Source organism: Nocardia anocheti, assembly GCF_029675105.1.
GTDB lineage: Bacteria > Actinomycetota > Actinomycetes > Mycobacteriales > Mycobacteriaceae > Nocardia.
Window position 1 is genome coordinate 592,444 of sequence record NZ_JAQQFV010000003.1, and the last position, 12,679, is coordinate 605,122.

11 protein-coding genes are annotated in these 12,679 nt (G+C 70.5%); 6 read left to right on the forward strand and 5 right to left on the reverse strand.

Going from position 1 to position 12,679, the window contains the following annotated elements; genetic code table 11:
• Positions 1-5 precede the first annotated feature (5 nt).
• From QC180_RS10290 to QC180_RS10310, 5 genes are all read left to right on the forward strand, one after another.
• Positions 6-971 (forward strand): ABC transporter permease, encoded by a 966-nt coding sequence (locus QC180_RS10290; protein WP_278262417.1) that lies wholly within the window; start codon positions 6-8, stop codon positions 969-971.
• The gene (locus tag QC180_RS10295) at positions 968-1,792 is read left to right on the forward strand and encodes an ABC transporter permease (RefSeq protein WP_278262418.1); all 825 of its coding nucleotides are present in this window, start codon (positions 968-970) and stop codon (positions 1,790-1,792) included. The genes QC180_RS10290 and QC180_RS10295 overlap by 4 nt, the downstream gene beginning before the upstream one ends.
• Positions 1,785-3,305 carry an ABC transporter ATP-binding protein gene (locus QC180_RS10300; RefSeq protein ID WP_278262419.1) on the forward strand — a complete coding sequence of 507 codons (1,521 nt, stop codon included), beginning with the start codon at positions 1,785-1,787 and terminating at the stop codon, positions 3,303-3,305. The genes QC180_RS10295 and QC180_RS10300 overlap by 8 nt, the downstream gene beginning before the upstream one ends.
• Positions 3,287-5,770, forward strand: a complete 2,484-nt coding sequence (gene pepN / locus QC180_RS10305; protein ID WP_278262420.1) for an aminopeptidase N — start codon at positions 3,287-3,289, stop codon at positions 5,768-5,770. The genes QC180_RS10300 and pepN overlap by 19 nt, the downstream gene beginning before the upstream one ends.
• A gap of 75 nt (positions 5,771-5,845) precedes the next feature.
• Positions 5,846-6,103: a hypothetical protein gene (locus QC180_RS10310; protein WP_278262421.1), complete on the forward strand. Its 258-nt coding sequence runs from the start codon at positions 5,846-5,848 to the stop codon at positions 6,101-6,103.
• Between the two features lie 7 nt (positions 6,104-6,110).
• Here the strand turns inward: QC180_RS10310 and mmsB are convergent, their stop codons facing one another.
• The 4 genes from mmsB to QC180_RS10330 are packed head-to-tail and all read right to left on the reverse strand — an operon-like array spanning position 6,111 to position 10,711.
• Positions 6,111-7,001 (reverse strand): 3-hydroxyisobutyrate dehydrogenase, encoded by an 891-nt coding sequence (mmsB, locus tag QC180_RS10315; RefSeq protein ID WP_278262422.1) that lies wholly within the window; start codon positions 6,999-7,001, stop codon positions 6,111-6,113.
• Positions 6,998-8,068 carry an enoyl-CoA hydratase/isomerase family protein gene (locus QC180_RS10320; RefSeq protein ID WP_278262423.1) on the reverse strand — a complete coding sequence of 357 codons (1,071 nt, stop codon included), beginning with the start codon at positions 8,066-8,068 and terminating at the stop codon, positions 6,998-7,000. Before QC180_RS10320 ends, mmsB begins: the two co-directional genes overlap by 4 nt.
• Positions 8,065-9,204, reverse strand: coding sequence for an acyl-CoA dehydrogenase family protein (locus QC180_RS10325; protein WP_278262424.1), 1,140 nt, complete (start codon positions 9,202-9,204; stop codon positions 8,065-8,067). The genes QC180_RS10320 and QC180_RS10325 overlap by 4 nt, the downstream gene beginning before the upstream one ends.
• A gap of 7 nt (positions 9,205-9,211) precedes the next feature.
• Complete coding sequence (locus tag QC180_RS10330) at positions 9,212-10,711, reverse strand: CoA-acylating methylmalonate-semialdehyde dehydrogenase (RefSeq protein ID WP_278262425.1); 1,500 nt, start codon at positions 10,709-10,711, stop codon at positions 9,212-9,214.
• Between the two features lie 188 nt (positions 10,712-10,899).
• On the opposite strand from QC180_RS10330, the gene QC180_RS10335 reads away from it, so the two are divergent.
• Entirely contained in the window at positions 10,900-12,060 is a 1,161-nt protein-coding gene (locus tag QC180_RS10335) for an acyl-CoA dehydrogenase family protein (protein ID WP_278262426.1), read from the forward strand.
• Positions 12,061-12,114: 54 nt separating this feature from the next.
• Here QC180_RS10335 and QC180_RS10340 read toward each other — a convergent pair whose 3' ends face one another.
• The gene (locus QC180_RS10340) at positions 12,115-12,567 is read right to left on the reverse strand and encodes a hypothetical protein (protein ID WP_278262427.1); all 453 of its coding nucleotides are present in this window, start codon (positions 12,565-12,567) and stop codon (positions 12,115-12,117) included.
• Between the last annotated feature and the right edge of the window lie 112 nt (positions 12,568-12,679).

Sequence of the window (12,679 nt, forward strand, 5' to 3'; positions counted from 1 at the left end):
CGCCGGTGTCCGCGCCGTTCGCCCGGTTCCTGCTGCGCCGCACCGTCATCGGGATCGGGCAGCTGTTGGTGCTGGCGGTGCTGGTGTTCGCGCTGTCGCTGCTACTGCCGGGTGACGCGGCCGATGTGCAGAGCAACGATGTGCTCGGCGCGGAACAGCGGGCGGCGGCCCGGGAACTGATGGGTTTGGACGTGGCCCCGGTCGAACGGTTCCTGCACTGGCTCGGTGGCGCGCTGACCGGCGATTTCGGGGTGTCGTACGCCAACGGGGACAGTGTCGTCAGCGTGATCGCCGATCCGTTCCGCACCACCGCCCTGCTGGCCGTGCTGGCGGTGGTGCTGCTGATCCCGGTCGCCGTCACGGCGGGGTTCGCCGCCGGGCTGCGGCCGGGCTCGTGGTGCGACCGGATCGTCACCGCCGTCGGGATCGGCCTGGACTCCATCCCCGACTTCGTGCTGGCGGTACTGCTGGTGAGCTATGTCGCGCTCGAGCTGGATCTGCTGCCCGCCACCTTCCTCGGCACCGATCTCGACGCGCTGCTGGACCGGCCGGAGTATCTGGTGCTGCCGCTGGTGGTGATGGTCGCGCGGGTCGCGGCGCCGCTGGCCCGGCTGGTCCGCGCCGGGGTGATCGATGTGCTCGACCAGCCCTATGTCGCGCAGGCGCGGCGGCTCGGGGTCGGGCGGTTGTCGCTGCTGGCCCGGCATGTGGCTCCCAACGCGCTCGCGCCCGCCATGCAGGAACTCGGCCGCACCGGCGACGGCCTGCTCTCGGGTGTCCTCATCGTGGAGGCGGTGTTCGTGGTGCCCGGGATCGCCTCGGCGCTCATCGGCGCCATCGGCAATCGCGACGACCCGGTGATCCTGGCCATCGTGGCGATCACCGGGGTGGTCGCCATCGCGATCAACACCGTCATCGATATCGCCGGGCAGCGCATGGTGCCCCGGTCGGCCGAGGGAGCGAGTCGATGACGATCCGGCGCGGGATCTACGCGAGTTGTGTACTGGTGCCGCTGCTCGTCGCGTTCGTGGGCCCGGTGTTCGCCCGCTGGGCGCCTCAGCACCGGCAGGCGCCGTTCGGTCCGTCGGAGTGGTCGCCGTTCGGCACCGACCGGCTCGGCCGCGACGTACTGGCCGCCGCCCTCACCGGTGGACGCACCTTCCTTCTCGTCGCCGCCGTGACCGTCCTGGTCGCCTACGTGGTGGGTGCGGTGATCGGTCTCGCCGCGGCGGCGAGCCCGCGCGCGTGGGTCGACGAGTTGCTCATGCGGCCGATGGATGTGCTGCTGTGTCTGCCGTCGCTGCTCATCATCATGGTCGCCGCGCTGCGCACACGCGGTTCGGCGGTGGCCATCGCGTGCGCGATCGGGTTCGCGTTGCTCGCCCCGATCACCCGGTTCGTCCGGATGGCGGCGCGCGCGACCGTGCGCGGCCCGGTCATGGACGCTCTGCGGATGCAGGGTGAGTCGCGCGCGTTCCGCTACGGCGACTACGTGGTCGGCACGCTGGCCCGGCCCATCGCCGCGGACATGGCCTTGCGCTTCACCGCCGCCGTCTACTTCCTGGCTTCGGCCAATTTCCTGGGCCTCGGTTTCGACACCACCTCCACCGACTGGGCGGTGTCGGTCGCGGCCAACAAGGACGCGCTGACCCTCGCGCCGTGGTCGGTCGCGCTGCCCGCGGGACTGATCGTGCTGTTGATCGTCGGCATCAATCTGCTCTGTGACGACCTGCTGTCGGACCCGCGCACCCTGTCCGCGCGCCGGATGATCGGGACCGGCCGCGATGTCTGAACCGCTGCTGCGCGTGCGCGCTCTGCGCATCGGCGCCGGGAAGACCGTGCTCGTCGACGAGGTCGACCTGGAGATCCGCGCCGGGGAGATCGTCACGCTGTTCGGCCCGTCGGGCGCGGGCAAGACCACCCTCGCCACCGCCCTGGCGGGCAGCACCGCCGCCGGGCTCACCGTCTCGGGCCGGATCGACCGCCGCGACGGGGTGCGGGTCGGCTACCTCCCCCAGGACGCGGCCGCGACCCTGAATCCCGCCCGCCGCATCGGCACGGCCCTGGCCGAGCTCGACCGGTTACGCGCGCGCCGCAGCGGTCTCCCCCGCCCCGGGCGTCGGGATCGCCGCCGCCACCTCGCCACGATCCTGACGGCGGCCGCCTTCACCGTCGACCCGGCCGACCTCGACGCACTGCTCCGTCGCTACCCGTTCGAGTTCTCCGGCGGCGAGCGCGCCCGCCTCGCCCTGGCCCAGGTCCTCACCTTCGACCCCGATGTACTCGTGGTGGACGAACCGACCGTCGGACTCGACCCGATCGCCCGCGCCACCCTGCTGTCGGGCCTGGCCGGGCTCCGGCAGACGGGCACCGCGATCGTGCTCGTCACCCACGACGCGCAGGCCGCCGAAGCCATCAGCGACCGTGTCCTTTTCGTGCGGGACGGGCGGGTGTCCAGCACCGGTGACCTCCCCCGGACGGCGGCACCCACCGTCCGGCCGTCACGGCCCGCGACCGCACCCGTGCTTCGAGTGCGGGAACTGTCGGTGTCGCACCGCGATTCGCCCACGATCCGCGCGCTCGACCTCGACCTGCGCCACGGCGAACTGCTCGGCATGATCGGGATGTCGGGTGCGGGCAAGTCGACGATCGGCCGGTGCGTCGCCGGACTCGCCCAGCCCGATCACGGCGAGATCCGACTCGGTGACGATCCGCTGCCGCCCCTGCGTCGCCGCTCGCGGGCCCAGATCGCCGCCGTGCAATACGTCTGGCAGGAATCGGCCGCCTCGTTCGACCCGCGCCGACCGGTCCTCGACCAGGTCGCCGCCACCGCCCTCCGGCTGCGGGGACTACGCCGCGCCGACGCGCGGGACGAGGCCCTCGAACTGCTGCGAGCCCTCGACCTCGACGCCGAGCAGGCCCGGCGCCACCCGGCCGGGCTCTCCGGCGGCCAGCTCCAACGGGCCGCGCTGGCCCGAGCGCTGGGCGCGCATCCCCGCGTGCTCGTCTGCGACGAGATCACCACCGCCCTGGATCAGCCGTTGGCGCAACGGATTCTGGACCACCTCGACGACTACCGACAGCGCACCGGTGCCGCGATTCTGCTCATCAGCCACGATCTGTCCGCCCTGTTCGCCCGCGCCGACCGGATCGCGGTCCTGGACGACGGCCAGCTCACCGAGATCGGCACCCCGGCTGACGTCCTGGCCCCGCCGGTGGCGCCGATCCTGGCCGGACTCCACCCGGTCCCCGACCGCGAGAGCGTCACGGCTGGCAGGATCGAGGCGTGGATACCGCGAACCTGACCCGCTCCGAGACCGCCGCGCGTTCGGCCGCGGTCACCGTCGGCGACTACCGGGTGGAACTGGACCTCTCGGCCGCGACCGACCAGGACCGTCCCGGCTTCTCCACCGTCACGACCGTGCGGTTCGACGCCACCACGCCACGCACGTGGCTCGATTTCCTCGGTCTCGCGGTCGACTCGGTGACGCTCAACGGCCGCGACCTCCCCGTCGACTACGACGGTGCGCGGCTGACCCTGGACGGCCTGGCCGACAGCAACGAGGTCGTCGTCCGGGCCACCGCCGCCTACAGCCGCTCCGGCGAGGGGCTGCACCGCTTCCTCGATCCGGTCGACGGCGCCACCTACCTCTACACCCAGTACGAGCCCGCCGACGCCCGCCGGGTTTTCGCCTGCTTCGAACAGCCGGACATGAAGGCACCGTTCACCTTCGTCGTCACCGCGCCCGCCGGATGGGAGGTGCTGTCGAACCGGCCCGCCGCCGCGGTCGAGCCCGTCGACGCCGGGCAGCGCGTCGAGTTCTCCCCCACCCTGCCGATCTCCACCTATCTCACCGCCATCGCGGCCGGTCCGTATCACCGGGTCGAATCCGCGTGGGCGCGCGACGATCTCACCGTCGACCTCGGCGTGCTGTGCCGGGCCTCGCTGGCCCACCATCTCGACGCCGACACCGTGCTCACCGTGACGAAGCAGGGTCTGGACTTCTTCGCCGAGCAGTTCGACTACCCGTATCCGTGGGGCAAGTACGACCAGATCTTCGTTCCCGAATACAATCTGGGCGCCATGGAGAATCCCGGCCTGGTCACCTTCACCGAGGCGTATGTGTTCCGTGGCGCGGCCACCGCCGCGCAATACGAGGCCAGGGCGAACACGATCCTGCACGAGATGGCGCACATGTGGTTCGGCGATCTGGTCACCATGGTGTGGTGGGACGACCTGTGGCTCAAGGAATCCTTCGCCGACTACATGGGTGCCCTGGCCAGCGCCGAGGCCACCGAGTGGACCGACGCGTGGGTCGCCTTCGCCAATCGCCGCAAGGCGTGGGCGTATTCGCAGGACCAGCTGCCCACCACCCATCCGATCGTCGCCGACATCACCGATCTCGAGGCCGCCAAACTCAACTTCGACGGCATCACCTACGCCAAGGGCGCCAGCGTGCTCAAGCAGCTGGTCGCCTACGTCGGACGTGAGGCGTTCTTCGCCGGTGCCCGCCGCTACTTCCGCACCCACGCGTTCGGCAACACCGCTCTGGCCGACCTGCTCACGGAACTGTCGGCGGAATCGGGACGGGACCTGACCGAATGGGCCGCCGCCTGGTTGCAGACCACCGGCATGTCCACCCTCACCCTCGACGGCGACGCCATCACGCAGACCGATCCGCGCCCGCACCGCCTCGCCGTCGGCCTCTACGACTTCGACGACGCGGGCGATCTGGTCCGCCGCGAGCGCGTGGAACTCGACCTCGTCGACGAACGCACCCCGGTCGATCTCGCGCCCGCCCCGCTGCGACTGCTCAACGACGGCGACCTCACCTATGCCAAGGTCCGCCTCGATTCGGCCTCGCTGGACACCGTCGAGCAGTCCCTCGATCGGGTCACCGATCCCCTGGCCAGGGGCCTGATCTGGTCGGCGCTGTGGAATGCCACCCGCGACGGCGAGCTGTCGGTCGAGCGGTATCTGCGCATGGCCCGCGACTTCGCCCCCGCCGAGCCGAACACCGCGCTGCTGTCGGCCGTGCTGGCCAACGCGTCCTTCGCCATCGCCCACTATCTGCCCGCCGAGCCGCGACAGCGGTGGCAGCGCGAATGGCTCGAATCCTGCTGGAACGCCCTGTCTTCCGCGACACCCGGCTCCGGCACCCAGCTGGCCATGGCCCGCGCGACGGCGGCCGCCGCCACCTCCGACGCGGCCCGCGCCACCGAGATCCGCGCCCTGCTGCGCGGCGATCGGCCCGCCCCCGAGGGCTTGGCACTGGACCCCGACCTGCGCTGGGCGCTGTGGACGGCCCTGGCCGCGACCGGCCACGCGGACGCGGCCGACCTCGACGCCGAGCTGAGCCACGACGACACCGCCTCGGGCCGCACCGCGCACCGCCGGGCGCTGGCCGCCCGCCCGGAGGCCGCGGTGAAGAAGGCCGCGTGGGAGGCCGCCCTGCACGACGCCACTCTCACCAACGACCATCTCGACGCCGAGATCGCCGGATTCCGGGCCGCCGACCGCCGCGACCTGATCGCCCGCTACGACACCGGCTATTTCGCGGCGCTGCGCGAGGTCTGGGACCAGCGCAGTATCGAGCTCGCCCGGCGCGTCGTGCTGGGTCTGTTCCCCGCCGCCGACACGCTCGACGACGTGGACGCCTGGCTCGCCGCGAACGCCGACGCGCCGGGCGCGCTGCGTCGCCTGGTGATCGAACAGCGCGACCAGCTGGCTCGTGCGCTGCGGGTGCGCGAGCGAGAGGCGGCCCGGTAGCCACGCGTATGCTGAACGCGATGACACCGGGCGACCCCCGGCTCGAACGATCGCCACGACGAAAGTGACCCGATCATGACCGAGAATCCCGCAGGGCAGACCATCACCAGCGCCCTCCTGCATCGCCTGCTCAACACGACCTCCGCCGACGCGCGCCTGGTCCTGACCGAAGGCCATGTCGAGGTCAGGACCGGTCCCGATGTCGGTGACGGCGGCCTGGTGGTGGTCACCCGCGCCGATCTGCTCGGTCAGGTCGGCGATCCGCCCGACGACCGCGCCCTGGCCGAACAGGCCGCGCTGCTCGACAGCAATATCGGACTCATGGGCGCCTGAGCGGACCCTACTGCCCGGAGCGCTCCCGGATCTCGGTGACGATGGCCGAGAAGTCCCGTCCGGCGGCGGTCTGGGCGAACCGGTCGTAGATGGCGGCGGCCAGCTCACCGAGCTGCCCGTCGATCCCGTTGGCGCGCAGCGCGTTCGCGGCCAACGTGAGATCCTTCGACATCAGCGCGGTGGCGAAACCGGGCTGGTAGTCGTTGTTGGCCGGGCTGGCGGGCACGGGTCCGGGCACCGGGCAGTAGCTGGTGAGCGCCCAGCTCTGGCCCGACGCGGTCGAGACCACGTCGAAGAACGACTGGTGACTCAAGCCCAGCTTCTCCCCCAGCACCAGCGCCTCGGACAGCCCGATCATGGAGATGCCGAGCAGCATGTTGTTGCAGATCTTGGCGGCCTGGCCGACCCCGGCGTCACCGCAGTGCACCACCTTGCCGCCCATCACCTCGAGCACCTCGAGCCCGTCGGCGAAATCGGCGGGCGCGCCACCCACCATGAAGGTGAGGGTACCCGCGGTCGCCCCGGCGACACCGCCGGAGACGGGAGCGTCCAGTGGCCGGTGACCGGCCGAGACCGCCTGTTCCGCAGCGGCTTTCGCATCCGCGACATCGATCGTCGAGCAGTCGATGAACAGCGTGCCGGGCCGGGCGGCCGGGAGCAGTTCGGTGTAGACGTCGAGCACCAGCTTGCCATTGGGCAGCATGGTGATCACCACATCGCGGTCGCGCGCGGCCTCGGCGGCGGTGGTGACCACGGTGGCGCCGTCGGCCCGCGCCTGGTCCCGGGCGGCGGGCACCGGGTCGAAGGCGAGCACATCGTGGCCCGCCGCGACCAGATTGGCCGCCATCGGCGCGCCCATGTGGCCCAGGCCGAGGAAACCGATCGTCTTCTTCGTCATGCCCGCACCTCCGGGGTGGTCACGTCCAGTTCGGCCGGTCCGAGCGCGGCGAAGTAGGCCGCCACCCGCTGGTCGGAGACCTCGGCGAGGGTAGCGGGCCGCCACTTCGGTGTCCGGTCCTTGTCGATCACCTGCGCGCGGATGCCTTCGACCAGGTCGTGGGAGCCCAGCGAGGCGATCGAGACGCGGTACTCCTGGCGCAGCGTGTCCTCGAGGCTGCCGAGTGCGCGGGCGGCGCGCAGGGCCCGCAGCGTGACCTTCAGCGCCACCGGCGATTTGGCGAGGATGTCGGTGGCCGCCGCGGCCGCTTCGGGCGAGCCCTCCGCTTGGAGCGCGGCAACGATCTCCTCGACCGTGTCCGCGCGGTAGCAGGTGTCGATCCAGCCGCGCTGTGCCTCCAGCGGCGAGGCCGGGGCCTCCTGCGCGAACTTCGCGATCGCGGCCTCGACGGTCTCGGTGCGCAGGGTGTCCAGCAGCTCGGGCACCGCCTCGGCGGGCACGAAGTGGTCGGCGAAACCGGCGGCGATGGCGTCACCGGCGGTCATCCGGGCCGTGGTCAGCGCGACGTGCGTGCCGATCTCGCCGGGTGTGCGCGCCAGCAGGTAGGTGCCGCCGACATCGGGGACGAACCCGATCCCGACCTCGGGCATGCCGATGCGGGAGCGCTCGGTGACGATGCGGTGACTGCCGTGCGCCGACAGGCCGACCCCGCCACCCATCACCAGGCCGTCCATGATCACCACGTACGGCTTCGGGAAGCCGCCGATCAGCGCGTTGAGGATGTATTCGTCGCGCCAGAACTTCCCCGTCGGCGAGCTCGCGCCCGCGGTGCCGGTCTTCGCGTCGGCGTGGATGGCGACGATATCGCCGCCCGCGCACAGCCCACGCTCCCCGGCGCCGGTGACCACCACGGCCCGCACCGCGTCGTCGTCGGCCCACGAACGCAGCGCGTCCAGGATCGCCAGTGCCATCGGATGGTTCAGGGCGTTGATGGCCCTGGGCCGGTTGAGGGTGATGCGGCCGAGCCCGTCGGAGACGGTGATCAGCACTTCGGGTTCGTCGGTCATGCCGCTCCTGTCAGCGAGCGGGCCACGACCACTCGCATGATTTCGTTGGTGCCCTCGAGGATCTGGTGGACCCGCAGGTCACGCACGATCTTCTCCAGGCCGTATTCGTGCAGGTAGCCGTAGCCACCGTGCAGTTGCAAGGCTTTGTTCGCCACCTCGAAGCCGACATCGGTGGCGAAGCGCTTGGCCATCGCGCACAGTTCCACCTTGTCGGCGGCGTCCGCGTCCAGGGCCGCGGCGGCGCGCCACAGCAGCGTACGCGCCGCCTCCAGTTCGGTGCGCATGTCGGCCAGCTCGAACTGCAGGGCCTCGTTGCGGGCCAGCGGCTTGCCGAAGGCGTGCCGTTGCGCGAGATAGCCGACGGTCTTGTCCAGCGCGGCCTGGGCCCCGCCGATCGAGCACGCCGCGATATTGAGTCTGCCGCCGTTGAGCCCGTTCATGGCGATGGAGAAGCCAGCGCCCTCCGCGCCGAGCAGGTTCGCGACCGGCACGCGGGCGCCGTCGAGCACGACCTGTCGGGTGGGCTGGGCGTTCCAGCCCATCTTGCGCTCGTTGGGACCGACCGTCAGGCCGGGGGTGTCGGCGGGCACGATCAGCGCCGAGATGCCGCGCGGCCCGTCCTGGCCGGTGCGGACCATCATCACGTACACATCGTTGGCGCCCGCGCCGGAGATGAACTGTTTGGCGCCGGTGAGCACGTAGTCGTCGCCGTCGCGCACGGCCTTGGTGCTCAGCGCCGCCGCGTCGGAGCCGACACCGGGTTCGGTGAGCGCGTAGCTGCCCAACAGTTCCATCGACGACATCCCCGGCAGCCAGCGGTGCCGCTGCTGTTCGGTGCCGTAGGCGTCGATCATCCACGCCGCCATGTTGTGGATGGAGATGTAGGCCGCCACGGCCGGGCATCCGGTCGAGAGCTGCTCGAAGATCCGGACCGCGTCCAGGCGGCGCAGCGCGGAGCCCCCCACCTCCTCGCGGACGTAGATCCCGCCGAAGCCGACCGGGCCCGCCTTGCGCAGGACGTCGACCGGAAAGTGCTTGCGTTCATCCCATTCCAGCGCGTTGGGCGCGAGGAACTCGTCGGCGAACTGGCGAGCGGTGTCCCCGATCGCGCGTTCGTCGGCATCGAGAGTGAACATGGCCGCCTCAGTCCATCGTCGGGATGACGAAGGCGTTGGATTCCTTGAGTCCGGCGGGCCAACGCTGGGTCACGGTCTTGGTCTTGGTGTAGAAGCGGATCGAGTCCGGGCCGTGCTGATTGAGGTCGCCGAAACCCGAGCCCTTCCAGCCGCCGAAGGTGAAGTAGGCGATCGGCACCGGGATCGGCACGTTCACCCCGACCATGCCCACCTGCACCCGCGAGGCGAAGTCACGGGCGGTGTCGCCGTCCCGGGTGAAGATCGCCACGCCGTTGCCGTACTGGTGCTCGTCGACCAGGCGCAGCGCCTGCTCGTAGTCACCCGCGCGCACCACCGTCAGGACGGGTCCGAAGATCTCCTCCTGGTAGATCCGCATGTCGGCGGTGACCTTGTCGAACAGGCTCGCGCCGACGAAGAAGCCGTTCTCGGCGCCGTCCACGGTCAGCCCGCGACCGTCGACCACCAGTTCGGCGCCCTCGTCGATCCCGATCTGCACATAGCCGTTCACCCGGTCCACGCCGTCGGCGCCGACCAGCGGGCCGAAATCGGCGCCGGAGTCGTCGGAGCGGCCCACATTGAGCTTGCGGACCTTCTCGGTCAGCTTCTCGACCAGCCGATCGGCGGTCTCCTCCCCCACCGGCACGGCCACCGACAGCGCCATGCAGCGCTCACCGGCCGAGCCGTAGGCCGCGCCGACGAGCTGCTCGGCGACATCGTCGAGATCGGCGTCGGGCATCACGATCGCGTGGTTCTTGGCGCCACCGAAACACTGGGCGCGCTTGCCGTTGGCGGTCGCGGTCTCGTAGATGTACTGCGCGATCGGGGTCGAGCCGACGAAGCCGACCGCCTTGATCCTCGGGTCGCGCAGGATCGTGTCCACGGCCTCCTTGCCGCCGTTGACCACGTTGAACACCCCCGGCGGCAGCCCCGCCTCGACGAACAGCTCGGCCAGCCGCAGCGGCACCGAGGGATCGCGCTCGGACGGCTTGAGCACGAACGCGTTACCGCAGGCCAGCGCCGGGCCCGCCTTCCACAGCGGGATCATGGCCGGGAAGTTGAACGGGGTGATGCCCGCGACGACACCGAGCGGCTGCCGCATCGAGTACACGTCGATGCCGGTACCCGCGCTCTCGGTGTACTCGCCCTTGAGCAGATGCGGGATGCCCACGGCGAACTCGATGACCTCGAGGCCGCGCTGGATGTCACCCTTCGCGTCGGCCAGGGTCTTGCCGTGCTCGGAGGACAGCAGCGCGGCCAGGCTGTCGATCTCGTCGTTGACCAGGGTCAGGAACTTCATCAGCACCCTGGCGCGCTTCTGCGGGTTGAACGCCGCCCAGATCGGCTGGGCCGCGGCCGCGTCGGCGATCGCGGCCTCGACCTCGGCCGCGTTCGCCAACGGCACCCGCGCCTGCACCTGCCCGAGATTCGGGTCGAACACGTCACCGAAGGCGCCGGAGGTGCCCTGGACGTGGGTTCCGCCGAGAAAATGCGTCAGTTCGCGAACCATCAAAGTCCTGTTCGTCGGGTGTGCGCGAGGCGCACAGAGTCGGAGGTGATCCGATAGTTGGATGTCCAATCAATGGATACGATGACCTACCGACGCCCCCTTGTCAATGGCCCGCACGCACCTATTGACATCTCGCCAACAGCCTCGCCATTCTGGTGCCACGCACATCCACAATTGAGGAGAACTCGATGAGCACCGTCGACACCGAGCCCGGCACCGCCGCCGACTCGGAGCTGCAGGATCTGGCCCAGCTGGCCCGCACCTTCTTCACCGAGACCGTCGCGCCGCACCGCGAGGAGTTCGCCGCGCGCGGCTACCCCAGCCGCGAGGTCTATCGCCGGGCCGGTGAGCTGGGCCTGCTGTGCATGTCGGTGCCCGAGGAATACGGCGGCGGGGGCGGCACCTTCGCGCACGAGGCGGTGCTGTTCACCGAGCAGGTGCGCGGCGGCGACTCCTCGATGCAGCTCGGCGTGCACACCGGCATCGTGCCGCACTACCTGCTGGCCTACGCCTCGAAGGAGAACAAGAAGCGCTGGCTGCCGAAACTCGCCTCGGGCGAGTGGATCGGCGCCATCGCCATGACCGAGCCGGGCACCGGGTCCGATTTGCAGAACATCGCCACCAAGGCGATCGAGGACGGCGACGACTACCTGATCACCGGCGCCAAGACGTTCATCTCCAACGGCCGCAACTGCGATCTGCTCATCATCGCGGTCAAAACGGACCCGTCGCAGGGCGCCAAGGGCGTCTCGCTGGTGGTCGCCGAGGTCTCCGACGACACCCCGGGTTTCGAGCGCGGCAGGCTGCTCAAGAAGATCGGCCAGAAGGGCCAGGACACCACCGAGCTGTTCTTCGACGGGCTGCGGGTGCCGCGCGCCAATCTGCTCGGCACCGCCGAGGGCCAGGGGTTCGTCCAGCTCATGCAGCAGCTCCCGCAGGAGCGGCTGATCTGCGGTGTCGCGGCGGCGGCCGCCATCGAGACCGCGGTCGCCGAGACACTGAGCTACGTCAAGCAGCGCAACGCCTTCGGTAAACCGCTGTTCGCCCTGCAGAACACCCGTTTCGAGCTGGCCGAGTGCGCGACGATCGCCGAGGTGGTCCGCACCTTCGTCGACGCCGCCGTCGACAAACACCTGCGTGGCGTGCTGGATGTGAAGACCGCCGCCATGGTCAAGTACTGGACCACCGAGCAGCAGACCCAGGTGATCGACCGGTGCGTCCAGCTGCACGGCGGTTACGGCTACATGGAGGAGTATCCGATCGCCCGGATGTGGGCCGACGGGCGCATCTCGCGCATCTACGCGGGCGCCAACGAGGTCATGAAGGACCTCATCGCCCGCTTCCTCTGACCGGAAAGACGAACGGCGCCACCGGAATTCCGGTGGCGCCGTCTCCGTCGTGGCTCAGGCCGCGCGGCCCTCGTGCAGCGCGGTGACCACGGCCACCGACACGGCCGACAGCGCCGCGATGACGGCGCCGCCGAGGACGACCGCCGCGCCCGCGACCGTGAACTGGTCCCAGCCGATCATCAGCGCGGCCACACCCAGCACCACCAGCACCGCGTCGGCGGCGACCGAGGACAGAACGGCGCGGTCGTCGCGCAGCAGCCGCGGGGTCGTCGCGACCGTGGCCAGACCCAGCGCGATCGAGACCGCGCCGACGATCGCGAGGACGGGCGCGGCCATGCCGGTGCCCGCGTCGAATCCGGCGATCAGCGCGCCGAGCGCGACGAGGCCGAACAGGACACGCACGGCGCCGATGCCGCGCAGCGCCGTGGCGGGCACCTCGACGGGTCCCCGATCGGCCGCGGGACGGGTCGCGTAGGTCATCCGGACATCTGCCACCTGGCTGGTCATCTCGCACTCCTTCGCTTTTTCACACCTGCGTGCAATTGCACCCTGTTGTGAAAGTACGCCCGTTGCACACTGATGTGCAAGAGAATGTCGGGGTGGCGTGAATGGACTCACA